General features: G+C 58.6%; 18 protein-coding genes. 1 reads left to right on the plus strand and 17 read right to left on the minus strand.

All coding sequences use genetic code 11. The annotated features are described in order from the left end of the window. Nucleotides 1–166: 166 nt before the first annotated feature. The 6 genes from DTW90_RS34085 to DTW90_RS34110 form a co-directional block, all read right to left on the minus strand. A complete protein-coding gene (locus DTW90_RS34085) occupies nt 167–1,756 on the minus strand; it encodes a hypothetical protein (protein WP_149344287.1) in 1,590 nt (529 codons plus the stop codon). Between the two features lie 65 nt (nt 1,757–1,821). Further along, nucleotides 1,822–3,465, minus strand: a complete 1,644-nt coding sequence (locus DTW90_RS34090) for an HK97 family phage prohead protease (protein ID WP_149344289.1) — start codon at nt 3,463–3,465, stop codon at nt 1,822–1,824. 14 nt (nt 3,466–3,479) lie between these two features. Next, on the minus strand, nt 3,480–3,764 hold the full coding sequence (locus tag DTW90_RS34095) for a hypothetical protein (protein WP_149344291.1): 285 nt from the start codon (nt 3,762–3,764) through the stop codon (nt 3,480–3,482). After that, nucleotides 3,761–5,182 carry a phage portal protein gene (locus tag DTW90_RS34100; RefSeq protein WP_149344293.1) on the minus strand — a complete coding sequence of 474 codons (1,422 nt, stop codon included), beginning with the start codon at nt 5,180–5,182 and terminating at the stop codon, nt 3,761–3,763. Before DTW90_RS34100 ends, DTW90_RS34095 begins: the two co-directional genes overlap by 4 nt. A 14-nt stretch (nt 5,183–5,196) precedes the next feature. After that, the gene (locus DTW90_RS34105) at nt 5,197–6,645 is read right to left on the minus strand and encodes a phage terminase large subunit (protein ID WP_246665159.1); all 1,449 of its coding nucleotides are present in this window, start codon (nt 6,643–6,645) and stop codon (nt 5,197–5,199) included. Between the two features lie 3 nt (nt 6,646–6,648). Beyond that, the gene (locus tag DTW90_RS34110; protein WP_149344295.1) at nt 6,649–7,179 is read right to left on the minus strand and encodes a terminase small subunit; all 531 of its coding nucleotides are present in this window, start codon (nt 7,177–7,179) and stop codon (nt 6,649–6,651) included. A gap of 268 nt (nt 7,180–7,447) precedes the next feature. Between DTW90_RS34110 and DTW90_RS34115 the strand changes: the two genes are divergently transcribed. Further along, the gene (locus DTW90_RS34115; RefSeq protein WP_149344297.1) at nt 7,448–7,726 is read left to right on the plus strand and encodes a hypothetical protein; all 279 of its coding nucleotides are present in this window, start codon (nt 7,448–7,450) and stop codon (nt 7,724–7,726) included. Nucleotides 7,727–7,820: 94 nt separating this feature from the next. Here DTW90_RS34115 and DTW90_RS37435 read toward each other — a convergent pair whose 3' ends face one another. The 11 genes from DTW90_RS37435 to DTW90_RS34165 form a co-directional block, all read right to left on the minus strand. Then, the gene (locus DTW90_RS37435) at nt 7,821–7,988 is read right to left on the minus strand and encodes a hypothetical protein (RefSeq protein WP_188080156.1); all 168 of its coding nucleotides are present in this window, start codon (nt 7,986–7,988) and stop codon (nt 7,821–7,823) included. Further along, the gene (locus DTW90_RS34120) at nt 7,985–8,230 is read right to left on the minus strand and encodes a hypothetical protein (protein ID WP_149344299.1); all 246 of its coding nucleotides are present in this window, start codon (nt 8,228–8,230) and stop codon (nt 7,985–7,987) included. Before DTW90_RS34120 ends, DTW90_RS37435 begins: the two co-directional genes overlap by 4 nt. Nucleotides 8,231–8,254: 24 nt before the next feature. Continuing rightward, nucleotides 8,255–8,449, minus strand: a complete 195-nt coding sequence (locus tag DTW90_RS34125; RefSeq protein ID WP_149344300.1) for a hypothetical protein — start codon at nt 8,447–8,449, stop codon at nt 8,255–8,257. Nucleotides 8,450–9,040: 591 nt separating this feature from the next. Continuing rightward, entirely contained in the window at nt 9,041–9,751 is a 711-nt protein-coding gene (locus DTW90_RS34130; RefSeq protein WP_149344302.1) for a transcription termination/antitermination NusG family protein, read from the minus strand. Between the two features lie 27 nt (nt 9,752–9,778). Beyond that, a complete protein-coding gene (locus tag DTW90_RS34135; RefSeq protein WP_149344304.1) occupies nt 9,779–10,000 on the minus strand; it encodes a hypothetical protein in 222 nt (73 codons plus the stop codon). Continuing rightward, nucleotides 10,000–10,449, minus strand: coding sequence for a GcrA family cell cycle regulator (locus DTW90_RS37925; protein WP_281407601.1), 450 nt, complete (start codon nt 10,447–10,449; stop codon nt 10,000–10,002). The genes DTW90_RS34135 and DTW90_RS37925 overlap by 1 nt, the downstream gene beginning before the upstream one ends. Before the next feature lie 149 nt (nt 10,450–10,598). Beyond that, nucleotides 10,599–11,228 carry a hypothetical protein gene (locus tag DTW90_RS34145; RefSeq protein WP_149344307.1) on the minus strand — a complete coding sequence of 210 codons (630 nt, stop codon included), beginning with the start codon at nt 11,226–11,228 and terminating at the stop codon, nt 10,599–10,601. Then, entirely contained in the window at nt 11,170–12,057 is an 888-nt protein-coding gene (locus tag DTW90_RS34150) for a hypothetical protein (protein ID WP_149344309.1), read from the minus strand. The genes DTW90_RS34145 and DTW90_RS34150 overlap by 59 nt, the downstream gene beginning before the upstream one ends. Further along, nucleotides 12,054–12,419, minus strand: a complete 366-nt coding sequence (locus DTW90_RS34155) for a RusA family crossover junction endodeoxyribonuclease (protein WP_188080157.1) — start codon at nt 12,417–12,419, stop codon at nt 12,054–12,056. The genes DTW90_RS34150 and DTW90_RS34155 overlap by 4 nt, the downstream gene beginning before the upstream one ends. Further along, the gene (locus DTW90_RS34160; protein ID WP_149344312.1) at nt 12,416–12,655 is read right to left on the minus strand and encodes a hypothetical protein; all 240 of its coding nucleotides are present in this window, start codon (nt 12,653–12,655) and stop codon (nt 12,416–12,418) included. The genes DTW90_RS34155 and DTW90_RS34160 overlap by 4 nt, the downstream gene beginning before the upstream one ends. After that, nucleotides 12,652–14,342 (minus strand): DNA cytosine methyltransferase (locus DTW90_RS34165; RefSeq protein WP_149344313.1); only part of this gene is annotated, 1,691 nt, incomplete at its 5' end. The genes DTW90_RS34165 and DTW90_RS34160, both read right to left, overlap by 4 nt.

Genomic DNA, 14,342 nt, shown 5'->3' on the forward strand with positions numbered 1-14,342 from the left:
CGGTAGCATTCCTTGCATTCCGCTCTCGGTCTGCCGGTCTCTCTTCTAGTGTGAAATTCGCCTAGATGCTTCTCAACCGAGCACCTGTTGCAGACCTTCATTTGCATACGTTTGCCCCATGTTTCCACGGGGCAAACAATATCACACAATGACACTTAAGTCATTGTTATCCATTGGCAATATTCGTAATAATACCAATTGCAAAGGGGGCGTACAAAGCCAGGACCTCTTCCACATAAACACCGACCTGGCGCTGACGGGTGACGATCGGCCAATCGATCTGATAGAAATCCTGGCGCGTCTTGATTTCTGCGACGTTCGGAACTTCGTTCGACTGGTACTGCACCGGCAGGTTTTCGGCCCATGCGAGGATCGTGCCCGGCGGCAGGTTCGGATGGATTTTGATCGGGATCTTCATGCCGCCGTCCAGCATGAACGGGTTGAAGTAGAACTCGATCGTGCCACCGGCCGCCAGACGATACTCGCCCTGCTTCGGATCAGCGAAGTACTGCAGGAGCGGAGCAGAGCTGCCCTGGAGAACCTTCGTGGTGATGTTCTTCAGTTCCTGCGCGTTGACGTAGATGACCGAAGGGCTGACCTGATAGGCGTTCCACATGCTCAGGAGCAGATTGTCGATTTCCACGACGGAGCCCTTGCCGGATGCGGTAAGGACGGTGCCCACGCCGGCGGTGCCGGTGGGAAGAGTGATAACCTGCGCGCCGTTGGCGGGCTTGAAACCAGCAGTCAGAAGGCCGTCGAACGCCGTGGAGTTTGTCGAGGAATCGGCCGTGACAGTCGTTGCCGCCTGTGCGCCGCCAGTGAGCGGAGCGGAGAAGGTCGCACTGTTGACGGTCGTGATTGCCTGAAGCGTTTCGGAGCCGACAGCGCCGACAAACCATGCATACCCGACGGCACCGGAAATCGGCGTGACGGATGCCGACAGAACCTGGCCGAGGGTGATTACCTGCGTTGCAGATGCTGACTTGTTCGAAGAACCGCCGTTCAGGGTGAACGTCTTGCCGTCAGCACCGGTGATGGTCTTCGTGGTTGGGATCGACAGCGATCCGGCCAGTTTGACCGAGTTGGCATAGCCTTCGAGGGTCAGAGCGACGACGATGACCGAGTATGTCAGTGCCGGGAGCGTTGCCCCAGAGCCGCCAGCCGAAAGGACGGCTGCCACCGGTGTACCGAGCTGCAAGGAGTTGTTGCCGCCCATGACGGCGAACTCTTCCTTGAGGAAGGTCTTCTGCAGGAGGCGCATGGTCATGCGAGCCTGAGCATCTTCGAAGCCGCGGGCCGCGTGAATTGCTTCGTAGGTGATCGCGTCTTCTTCACCGAGCGTGGCGTAAGATGCAGCCTTGCTCGAGGTCGAATAGCTCATCTGGCCCGAGCGCTGACCTTCCGGCACCCAGCCCATGGCGTCGAAGCCAGAGCCGATGATGGCATTGACCTGGCGCCAGTTGGTAGCCGTGCCAGTGCCGCCGCCGACACGCGGCAGACGGTTACGGATCGGGGTTGCGACCGGATAGAGGTTCTTCGCCGGTGCCTGGAGGTCGAAGGCGACCAGACCGGTGGAGGTGGAGATCGTCTTCTGGATGATGTCGTCGGCGACGCCAAGACCCTTCAGGACCTGGCCCATCATGTCGGCAGATGCGCCAGCACCGGCTTCGGTCATGATGCGGCGGGCGATGTCTTCGGAGGGCGTGGTCCGCGCGGTCTTGATCAGGTCTTCGACCGTTTCAGTTTCGGTAGGCATGGATATGTCCTTTCACGCCCGCAAAGGCGCAAATAGAGTTGAACCGGATTGTTTGAATTCAGGCGTTAGCGGCTGATATTGATGGGATTCTCGCGAGCGACCTTGATGAGCGCTACGGCTCGGTCCTCCGGGGAAAGCGCATCCAACATCTTCTGTGCTTCTGCCTTCGTAATGACCGGTTCGGCATTTCGGCCGATCGTGTCGGTTTCCTTCGAGATCGCCATGGCGCCGGCGGTCTTGGCCGGCAGTGGCTGGTCTTCGAGTTCCTTGATACGCTTGGTCAGCGTCTCGTTGTCGTCCTTCAGGCCCTTCACGATGGGCAGGATTTCATCCAACTTCGCGTTGACCAGTTCCTGCGCCTTGCGAAGCAAAACATTGTCTTCGAGCGCCTTGGCGAGGTCTTCCGGATGATCGGCCTTGTTGAGATCGCCTTCGCCTTCGTGCTTCTCGATGCCACAGTCGGCACCAAGCTTGACGAGGGCGTCGTGGGCAGCCTGCAGGTCGGCCATATCAGACTTGGAATGACGAGCGCCGGCCTTGGCAATGTCGATCGCGATATCGCCGCGCTGGAGTGCTTCCTCTGCCTCTTCCTCGCTCATGGAGTTGAGAACGAGGTCGAGAGACTGACGAATGATGTCGCCGAACTCGACCAGGAGCGCGCCAAAGCGCGTCTTCAGTTCCGCCGGCGGGTTGATGGCCTCGGACCACATATAATCGTACTCGTACGAATCCTCGGCCCGGTCGATGCAGGCAAGAAGCTGCAGCATATTGGCGATGGATTCGAGCGAGAGAGCCTTCGAAATGTCGTCGGCGTTTTCGGACTTCTTCAACCAGCCGTCAGGAAGCTTCTCGGTCGCGCCGAGTGCGCGGGCACGCTTGATGATGTGCCGCTTCGCCTGCACCTTGTTCTTGGCCCGACCGTACGCCTTCACAGCGTTTTCGAGATCAGCGACGGTATCGATCGGGAACGAGCCATCGGGGAGCGCGTGGCCGGTCTTGGCATCTTCCTTGCGCTCTGCAGTCGAGACGTCCCGCTTGGTGATTGCCTCGATCTCGCCCAGCTTGCCCATGGCATCGCCGGTGATGGCGGCGAGTGCAGCGGCATCATCGAGCGCTTTGTGGTGCGCAACCAGATCGGCTTTCTTCAGGTGGATCGATTGATCGCGCTCGGAGCGCCAGACCTGCACGAAGTCGTCCCCCTTGTTCGGGGCGGCCACGGGCGTTTCAATCTCGCCCTCCGTCTTTTCGACGGTTTCATCCACTTCATCGATGGTCTCGGCCTTCCACATGCTGATAACCGCATCAGGATTGGCCGGCCGGTCAACCAGGGAGATTTCGACAAGTCGCACCCCGGTGACATGCTTCTTATTCAGGTCGTCGCGGTTCGTGACCTTGCCGCCGATGGAAAATCCCTTGTAGACGCCAGTCTTTACCTTGGTGATGGCGACAGGATCGACGACGGTGCCGGAGATCAAGGTCTTGCCTTCGACCACCTCCGCCTTGTCCACCGTGCCGGCTGCCATCGGCTGATGCATCTCGCGCATCGCGCCAGAGCCGTAGCGCATGAAATCGGGGATGGCAGCCTCGATCGCGGCGGACTTGACCACTTCGCCGTCGCTGTCGACAGACTCGGTGGACGCAATACCCTCGATCGAGAGCGTGCCGTCGGCGTTGTCCTCGACCTTGGAGAAGGCGGCGAAAAGCTTCATGGTGATCTTCCTTCTTAAACCACGCCGCCGGTGGCGATCGAGCGCCAGTTGACGCCGTCCCAGACGATCAGGACATTGAGGGTCGTGTCGTGGAATTTCGCATTGACATTCGGAGTTGCCGGGCGGTTCGCAGTCGGCCCGGAAAGCCGTGTCGTGTCGACCCAGCCATTGGCCGTCATCACATAGGCGTCAGCATCCGGGACATCGATCATAGAGCCCAAGGCGCAGGTGTAGGTGCGACCATTGACCATGATGGTATTTTTCAGGCCACTGCCCGGGGGCATCATTCGGCAGGTCATTCGTCGTTCCCTTCGTCCTGTGGGTTCGGCTCGTTCTGGTCGCCGTCATTCTCGGCATTCGATGCCTTCAGCGCGTCAGCTGCTGCTTTGGCGCTCGCGGCTTTGTCGTCTCTCATGTCCTGGTAGGCGGAAAGCGGGACGAAACCATTGGCCGTGTAGACCAGCGGCTGGCTGGCTAGAGGATCTTGATAAGGATCAAGCCCCTTCCCGTCTCGGACCTCATCCAGCGTCCGGCTACCATTTTTGAGGTCGATGTCGTCGATCTCGCTCTGGGTCTTCGGGTCGATGTCACCCGGGGCTTCCCATGCAAATTCCAGATCGGGATGGCCAAGGTCCTCCTGGATGATGTCGTCCATCATCCGCTTGGACCATGTCAGCAACGGTGACAGGCCCTCCATCATGGAACGGTCCTGGTCGGAATCGGCTGTCGATCGGTTCATCTGCTTGACGAACGGCGTCGGCGGCAGGCTGAAGGCGAAAGCTACGATACGGGCGAGCCACTCGTCGAACTCGTCCTTGATCGGCGCTTCCTTGAAGGCCTTGTAGTCCGTCCCTTTCGGGGTCCAAAGAAGCTTGGCCTTCTCGATCTCGTTTCCAGAGAGGCGAGAGTCCATCCAGTCCTGCCACTGCTTGATCTGCTCCGGGGACCAGTTGTCAGGTGTGGTAAGAAGGCCTGCTGGGACATTACCCGCGGAGAAATGCGCGAGCTGCGCGGTCTGGCGACGCAACAGCGTATTGATGGTGACGATGATCTGCTCGACCGGGCCGAAGCCATAGAGATGGTTCGAACGTCGGTTGCGCGGTTCATAAATCAGATCTCGGGTCGTCAGGTTGGTCCAGACGGTCCCCTTGATTACCTGCTGATAAGCTGGCTCCGGGAACAGCGGACGCCGGCCGGTTTCGTCGACAAGAACCTTCACCGTAGCGCCATCGACAACATCAAGGCCGATCAATTGGCCGCCACGGCTACGCCGCTTCTCGATCGAAGGCGCATCCAGCACGAGAAGGTCTTCAATCACCATGCGCAGCCAGGATGCAAAGTGATGCTGCCCATCCGGCTTGCGGAGGAATTTCATCACAGACTGTATGCCGGGATCGCTCGGGTCGCTCTTGCGGGCGCCGATCTTCTTCACGCGCCATTCGTGTCGCTCAATCTGGTCCTTGCGCGTCTCGATCGCCAAACGGACGAGCTCGACGTTGGCAAAGCTGCGAAGCGCCGGAAAGCCGAATGGCTCATAGGCGCGCGGCGTCTGGTTCAGGTTGACGCCGGTCGGGAAGTCGACGAGGCGTACCGGCTGGACAGGCTGCACCGGATCCAGCGGCATGCCAGGCGAGAAGCGGCCGTTCGCCGGCTGGAATGTCGCATAGGTGCTGAATGACAGGGGCGTCAGGCTTGCACCGGGCGTCAGTGGCGGCATCGGCGGTCGTATCCTTATTGAGAGCCGCCGAGAGCGGCCATCGCATGCTCCACGGAACCAGGAGCGTATTCCGGCTTCTCCGGCTCTGGCGTGGCGACGGCAGCCTTTTCGTCTACCTGTCGCCGCATGAGTTCGAACAGCGACATGCCGGGTGCGCCGATATCCAGCATCAATTCGGTGAGCGCCCAGACAAGCGCATCGGCCCGGTCCGGTGATCCGTCCCCGAGGTAGCCCGACGGCGTGAAATTGCACATCTGGTCTTCGAGATCAGGGAAATCACCGACGTGGTGCACTCTGCCCTGCTCATAGAGCGCGCTGATCGGCTCGGCGCGTACGGCTTTGCCGCGGCTGGCGACGACTTCCTTGTACGGAACGTTCCTATCGGCCGTCGAGATCGTGAACCGGACCATGTCGCCGCCGAAGTTGCGTTCACCAAGGACACGATCGGCTTCATGCCTATGGTAAAGGTCGACTGCCCGGCGTCCCCATCCTTCCGGTGACATCTGGCAGGTGCCGTCTTCTAGGATGTAGGCGTGACCGTCCACCCCAAGGCCGGCGACCACAATACCAATATCGTCTGCGTTGCCATCGCCTCGCGTGCCTGACGGATCAACAGCGACGACGATGCGCTGCATTTCAGGAGCGACAGAAACCCGAAGGCTGTCGATGCCCGGCATGACTTTGCCGTCGCCCGACTTTCGGTCTTCCAGCGCCCATAGTGCGCCGTTTACTTCGCTTGCCCATTCGCCAGCCTCGAAGCGCAGACGCTTGGCCGCAGACATTGAAGCCAGAACTTCGAAATACTCTGGCGGAAGATTGTCGGAATTGTCGGCAGGGTTGACCTGCATCTCGACATAATCTTCGGGCTTTGCCAGCGCTTCCTTCGTCCCGGGCTTCATCTTCGCCCGGAACATCTGATAGCTCCAATGGAGCTTCGATGGTGGATTGCAGTCGAAGTACGCTTTCAGCGCGAGATATTGCTTGCCGGTAGCCGCGGCGATCGCTGGGGCCAACTCGCATTTCTGCGCCAGGCGCGACATCGCGGTTTCGACGGAGGCCCAAGGTATCTGGCTGCTCTCGTTGAAATAGAGCGTCACATATTCTTGTCCGAGGATCTTCTCGACACGCTCTTTGTCGTCAAGGCCCGCTATCCATATCTGCGACTTGTTAGGAAGCTCGATATAAAAATCAGTCTTGTCGAAGCGAACGCTTAGCGCTGGGAAGCATAGCTTCAGCACCTTCGGCAAGGTGTCGGCCCAAACCGACGTCTTCGCGTGGTTGAACCTGAACCTGAAAATGACGTGGCGCGATCCAGGTGCGTTGATCGCTCTCTGGATAATCGCCCGGCACAGCACGAAGGTTTTGCCGGATCGAGAACCGCCGCGCAGCATGATGTTGCGGGCCGGGCCGCCGAGAAGCCGGTTGGCCTGCCGCTGCTTCTCAGTAAGGCGAGCTACCTCCATGCGTCACAGTTCGGCGTCCTCTTGCAGGATGTTGAGTTGCAGCGGGCCACCATCCTTGCCGCTGTGCTCATGCTTCTCGATCACGAAGCCAAGCATCTTGGCGAGGTCGACCAGGGCGCCCTTCTTGTCGTGCAGCTTGAATTTGACCCGCCGAACATCGCGGGCATCCTCGCCGCGGCCATCCTTGAAGTCTTCGACCGTCACCTCGGAAAGGGCCGCAGCCTGATCGCGTGTCAGCCGGGAGAAATCGAGGTAAGGATCACCGTCTGGGCCAGCCCGCATATAGTCGAGCATGTTGGAGAAGCCGATCTTGGCGAGCTCGTCGACGATGCGGTCCTTGGTGATTTCTAGCCGCTCAGCAACCTTGCTCTGCTGCTTTGAGAGCTCTTCCTGTACCTTAACATTCGTTAACAGCCTGGATGCTTGAACAGTCGCTGTCTTGGCGCTGTACCCGGCCCTGATAGCCGCCTGCGTGGCGTTAAGGTCTATTAGGTACTCAGCGACGAAACGCTTCTGCTTATCACTCAGAGACATAACAAACCTTGGGACATCAAAATGAGCGACACAGATCCCGGCCAGGAGGCTGGTACCGAGCACAGCCTACAACAGCATGGCAGCCGAAGACGATGGCTACTGCGAGGATGCACATGACCGTGAAGGGTCGGTTATGGAGGAAGTTCACTTTTTTCATCCTGCTTGTGGATGAGTGGGACAACGTGGACAACTCGCGTTCAGCGCGAGATGACATTGCGACTCACGCATTACTGTCGTTCCCTGTCTGCGCAACCAAAGGAGACAAGGAATGGCATCTGTTTATTTGATCAGTTACGACCTTCGTAAGGTTCGGAACTACGAGCCGCTTATTAAAACACTTCGCGATTGGGGATGCGTGCGCCCTCTAGAATCTGTCTGGGTAGGATATTTAAAGGGGGGTGCTGCGACGATCCGTGATTTGCTCGTGGCTCACATGGATACAGATGACGGTTTGATCGTCGTCCAAGTGCCGGCTGGAAGTGATTGGGCCTTCCGGCAAGTCAAAGAAGATGCCGGGGCTCTTTTCCGGCAGTACGTTCGGGCGTAACGCTTACAGCCACCGTAGGATCATGAACGGCGTTGCGATCGCGAAAGCCGCCGCAATGATGATTGCTGCTATGTGAGGAGCGTGGTTGGGCATGTTAGTCACCGCGGAGCGGACTACCCATCAAGCCCTTGCGGCGAAGGTAGTCCAGTGCATCTTCACGCAATTTCAAGTCTTTAGGCAGGCGGCGGACTAGCTTGCGAACAAGCATGGCTAAATCGTCCACCGTCTGCTCTGCTTCAGTTTTTGGCTGAAGGTCGATCATTCTGCCGGCGTGAAGTCGAGGAAATATTCCTTGCCGAGATCGAATTTGTCGATCGCGGCCGGGTTGGTGATCGAAATCTTCAGTTCGCCGCTCGGGGTGGCCTTCGACCAAGCCTTGTTGACGCCGTCATGCTCCCAGACAGGAATCATGCGGATGGTGACGAACACATTGTTCGGGTCGGCGTTCTGGGCCGCGTCGATGTTCATCACACGGAATTTTGCTCTGACAACGGGTGCGCTCATGCGTCTTCTCCTTGTTTGGGACCGTTATTGGTCCAGATGATCCCTAAGCTCCGCTACCGTCATTTCGGGATCGAGGCTTTCGAGAAATAGAAGGATTGTCTTGCGGGTGATGGAGATTTCGTGGTGGTTGACCGTCGTGCGGCCATTGAGACCTGCGCCGCCAATCTTCAAGCGCGATCCGGAAGCAAGCTCAAGCGCCTCGTGGACATCAACTTCCATCACTCTCTCCGAGAATCAAAAGGCCCAGCCTCCGAGTTACCGGAGCTGGGCTGTGGAATGAACTGGCGGGCGGAAGGATTACCGCTCAAAGCTCTTGCTGCTTACGCAGTCCAAGGCAGTCAGTTACGACGCACAAGCTTACCGCCAATCTTCTATCCTCTTGCGAGGAATGGGTATCGAGAAGGGATGGCTTTGGAATTATGCCCGATCGCTATTGTCGCCGCACCGTTTAACCACAAGACAGTTCAGTGGCAGCATCATCCCAAAAATCGCTACCTTGGGAGTGGTCCCAAGGTTAGCTTGTAAGGTATCGGGGTGGCTGTGTGCACCAGCCGGCCTCAGCGTCCGCTCTTTCGAGCCACATACCCCAGCTTTTACCCCGACCTCGTTGAGGCGGCAAGTAATGGCGAGACAACCAATCCGTGTAGTCTAGCCGGCATTCGCCTCGAAATGTGGTGGAAACGGCACATTACGCCGTGGGTGCCGGGCGGTGAAATCCCAGCGGTGGCCCGGCGAGTGTTCCCTCGTCCCATAAGGACATGAGGTCCGCGATCAGAACAGCCACGCAAATCACCTGATTTGCGATGGATATTAGGCGACGCGATCAATCTGCGCAAGCCCGTCATATTCCTCCAATGTGTCGAGTTGTTTGATCATCCCCATGATTTTCGATTGCATCTCCTGGTCCATGTCCTTGATGGCGAGGAGAGCCTGGTCCTTGAGATTGATGTGGGTTGAACGGCCTTTCTTCAGTATCTTGCGAAGATTGCCCCTCAGGTGCATGACTTGGCTGGATTTTTCCTTTTCGAAGCGAGTGATTTTTTCGCGACGGATTTCCTGCCGGCGGCGATGTTCCTCGAACGCGATCGCCTCCAGATCATCGGTGTGGAAAACCTGTGGGCCATAGTCGGGGCTACGGAGGAAGCATACAACGCCATCGACCTCGCGCACCTCCTCGAAATTGGCTTTGGGCAGATTCACAAACGCGTAGCCGACCAGCAACGGGAGCCGACGCTCGATGATCTTGTTCGTCCGATGGTGGACGATCTCATACCAGTAGGCGGGCATGAAGACGTCGATACCTTCGTTCCTCAAACTGCGCTCGATGATGCTCTCGCCGACACGGTGGGTTTCCGCTCCTTCGATCGGCTTTGCCATCCGCTGAGTGCCCGGAGCCGCCCGGATCGCATACCACTCGCTCGATCCGCGCAGCGCCCGTCGGCGCGCCAGCATCGCGCGGAAGTGTTCTTCCTTCTCGCCGTCGCCGAGATTCGAATAGTCTACCTGTTCTTTCGCCGCCATGTTGCCCTCGCCTCGTTTGAAAAATGCCTACCTGAATTTCGGATGGGTGATGGCCGCCAGGATCATGTCCATGGCGATCATCTTGTTGATGTGCTGGGATCGGTTGCTCTCGACATAGGCCATGACGCCGGTCGGACCGTGGGTGATCCTCAGGCCGGGGTGATAGCCGCAATGCTGGCCGCCGCGCTCGTGCATGCCGGGGACGGGATAGACTTCGATCTTCAGATCATCGGCAGGGATTTCGAGCATTACGCCGCCCTCACCGATCGCATCCGGTGATGAGCGCAGTAATTGCCACCAACCGCCGTATCAGCGCAGAAGAGAAATGGGCCGCCGGCATTGAGAGGCCATTTGCATTCACTGGACCCGACGTCCAGAAGCGTCTTGCCATGCTGCAGCCGGTCGGCGTCATAAGTCTTGCCGTCAATCGGCGGAACCCAGTCTAGATCCGGAGCGCTCTCGACAAAAAGCTTCGGCTGCTTTTTAGGCGCTGGCTGGGCGATGGGCGCGGCCCGAGCGATAGGATCTCGCGGCTGGAACAGTTCAGGGAACTTCCTGACAATCCTTCCGACCGTCGGCTGAGTACGACCGACCACCTTGCCTATGGCTCTGAGCGATAAACCCTCATTCCAGAGCTTCGACGCCTTTGCCAGCAGTTTCGGATTATATTCCTTCTCTGCTGTTTTGCTCGGGAACAAGCCTCTGTTTCTTGACGTGATGCCGATCACGACGTTTCTGGTAACGCCGAATCTTTCCGCGATCTGCGTAGCGCTCTTCCCGTCCGCCCACATTTTCGAAGCGGCCGCGATGTCAACTGTGGCATGCTGGGGAACATCGACCCGGATATTCATGCCGCTTGCTCCTCATGGAATTCGGGATCCGCGATCGGTGGCTGAGATACATGCGCGGGTCTTGGTGCCCATACCTCGTCGATCGCCCAGAGGTGGATTGCACCAGCCGGATACTGGCCGTTCTTCGCGCCACTCTTGAACTTGTCTAGGCTTTCGCACTTCGAATGATAGTAATAGCCGGCCGCCTTCAGTTCATCGGCGCGGTGGCGAGCGGTGATGCGAAGATCCTTAAATCCTCGGTCATGCACATACCGGGTCGATGGCTGCTGAAGTGCCTGCTGATTTGCTCTCGCGTTGGCAAGCTCCTGGATAAGCGGCTTGTCTTCCGATCGGGCGAGGATGGCAAATTCCGGCGGTGACGGCACATACCGGCGATTGATCTCGTATTCGCCGCGGATGATCTTGGCGACGACGCGCTTCAATGCCTGACCGGAAATTCCCTTGAGGGCAAACGCATATACGGCCGGCGCTCGCTCGGCTTCCAGCGCCGACGGCAGCGCAAAACCTGCGGCAAGCAGCGACTTGATCGCTTCGGCGACTGCGGTTTCCGGCGCCGGCGCAAGTTTTTCAGTGAGAACGGAAATCTCGGTCTGCAAGGTCGAGAGTTGTGCCGGTAAATTCGTCATCTCGGGATATTCCTAGCTTTCGGTCGAATGCGTCAATTGCGGCTTGATGGTTCTGCTGGAATGGCGTCTTGCCGGGCGGAGCTTGTTGGCGAGGCTGAGCGTGGTCCCACGTACCGGCGGCTTTCCGTCGGTCGAAAGCATCCTGGATAGGGCCAACGAAGTACGACCAAGACTTGGCAGGGCGCGGAAGCTTGGCGGCGCTGGCCCGGACAGTGGGCAAGACGTCGAGCTCAAGATCTGCCCCGGCGGCGATAAGCGCCATGATCGGGCCCACGACGAACCCACCATGCGGCTGGATTTTGTCTCCCGCCGCCTCTCTGAGTTTGCTTTCGAGAAATTCCGGGTCGAGCGCGCGCGGCTGTTCCGAACGAAGTGAGGAACTATCTAGCTCTGTATCTGTATCTGTATCTGTATCTGCTTCTTGCAGCGTCACTTCGCCGTCACGTGACGTTTCTCCCACGTCACCGTTACGTTCTTGAACGTCACCACCAGCTTTTCGACGTTCCCGATATCGCCGCTGTCGTTCTTTCGAACTGTCGCTGTCGAACTGACGGTCACTCCACCTTGCAACCACCCCGCCATGAAGCCGCTCGATACCTTCAAGGCACTCGACAATACAAACCATGTCACTCTCATCGCACCGAAGAAAGTAAGCGGCTTCTCCAGCGTCAAACTCATATCTTCCGCCATCGTTGATCTCCGCAGCGCTTTCGAGGATTGCCCCCCACACCCAGACGACGCGCTCAACCGCCTGTTTGGTTTTAACGGCGACGCGGACGAGCTTTTCGTCACGCATCATGCCGGCGTAGTGGCGGAACCATCGGCTCATGCGGCATCCCTCACTGTCACAGTGCAAGGAACGCCTTCATCAACCCAGCGGGCATGAAGATCGACCACGCAATTGTCATTGGAAATGGTGCTGGTCGACTGGAGCAAATCGCAGACGGCCTTCAAAATGTTGTCGATATCTCTGCCCTTGTTTCCGCCTCGGTAGGCGTCGATCGTCACGATGACGTCGCCAGGGAACCGCTTGAACTTGCCGCCGCGATTGCGCTGGGCGATCAGCATCCAGCCGGCTTCCTCGATCCAGTCCTTGTATTGCTTCGAGCGTCTCTGGCTGATGCCGCGACCGACGTAGAGGTTCCAGAGCGAAGGTGGCATTGGGAGATCGAACGAGATGACGCGCGTCATGCTCTGGCCCTCGCTCTCTTCTCGCGAGACCATTCTCTCTGGTAGGCGCGGTGCTTGTCGCGAAAGCGGATTTCCTCGGCATTCCGACGTTCGTAATAATCGTCGTGGGTTGTGTCGCCGCGCTCGATGTTGCGGAGGCGATGGATCTGGCGTTCAACTTCCGAGACGTCGATATCGAGCCTGTCGGCGATCTGGATATAATCGAGGTCGGTGCGGAAGAGTTCGAGAGCGTTCATGCCGCCTCCATTTGGAGGGCAAGATGCGAGCAATTCGCCCACACAAGCGCGCATGCGACCGGCGGAGATACGGAATTGCCGACACATGAGACCTGAACTGATTTCGAGAACGGCACCCACACAGCGTCACCGCCGCCAGCCGGCTGTGCGTAGACGCCATCGATAATGTATTCTGGTGGAAACCCCTGCGCGCCATACAGTTCGCGAGGCATGAGCATGCGCATACCGATGTCGACGACAATGAACGTCTCGCCACCGATTATCAGCGTGACGAACTCGCGGTCATCCCAGAAGCCGTGCGAACGCATGAAGTCAGCGACCCGGCGAGCGCGATCCTCTTGATCAGGCGTGAACGGTGGCGCTGATATGCCGGCCTCGACGTGGCTGAACCGCGGCTTTGTGGTGATGGTGTGGAAAGGTTCGTCTTCAGGAGTGTCCTGGTCAGACCCATAATAGGCATGAAGGTGCGGCGCGACGAGCACCGACTTGTTAACGCCTGCCGTTACAGTGGCCGACGGCTCATCAACCCCATGACCGATTGACGCCCCGAACTGTCGGGAGATGAAGGCCGATATAATCCCCTGCTGCGCGCCGGTCGCGGTGACGGTCGAAAGAGGCTCGTCCACTTCGCGACCTGGGTTGACTCCACCGATACGTCGACTGTCGTTGTTGTGCTGGGCAACAAATACCGCGGCGACCGCATGCCGATTTTCCGTAGTGATCGTGCGCACCGGCTCTGAAACGTCGGCCGAGCGATCTTCTCCACCATTCCCCTGCCCGTAGAACGCTGACAGATGCGGAATGATGACCGAGTTCTGATCTTTCTTGCTGGCACAGATCGTATGGTGTGGCTCTTCGACAGATCGGTTCCCGCCGCCCTGCTGGGCATAGGTCAGGACCGGGGCGACGACGGACAGGCCAGCGCTGCCGGCCGTGATCGTATGTGTCGGCTCATCAGCGCCGTTGAACGGCTTTCCCGAATTTCGCATCGTCATTAGATGCGGGGCGATCATGCCCAGCGGCGCAGCGCCGCCCGGGCGCTTGATGAAGCTGTTGGCAGTGACCGTCGACAAGGGTTCGCGGAGATCTTGTCCGGTTGCACCGGTATTGAAGCGGATGACCGACGGCGAGATCAACCCGTGCTTGACGCCGCCGGCAACGACAGTCCCGAGAGGAGCGTCGATATCCAGAATTCGAGGCTGTTGCCCGGCACGCTCGCCATATCCAGTCTGAACGATGAATGGGCGTTCGGCGTCTAGGACATAGCGCTTCATCCCGCGGGCGACGCGGGCCATGGTATTGTTGGCGAGCGGCCGAACGGCTCGCAGGCCATGCTTCTCCATCACCTCTTCCGAGGTATCGAAGATCGACGGGCAAGGAAGAGACCAGTCGATGATTTCTGCCGCGGTGCGCCAAGGCTGCTTGCGGCCTGCGATGACGTCGGGGTCATCTGGCTTTGCATGCGTCGGCTCGGGCCAAACTATCGGCTGGCCGTCGAAGCGGATGATAACGAACAAGCGCTTGCGGATCGTCGGTGCGCCGTAGTCACAGGCTCGCAGTTCCTTGTATTTGATCTTGCCGCCGAGCTTGCGCAGCGCCTTGCACCATTTCTGGAAGGTCTCGCCCTTGCGCTCAGCATCCGGCATCAAACCGCGATCGGTCTCGACCAGCGGGCCATAATCCTTGA

This window comes from Neorhizobium sp. P12A, assembly GCF_008365395.1.
Taxonomy (GTDB): Bacteria; Pseudomonadota; Alphaproteobacteria; order Rhizobiales; family Rhizobiaceae; genus Rhizobium.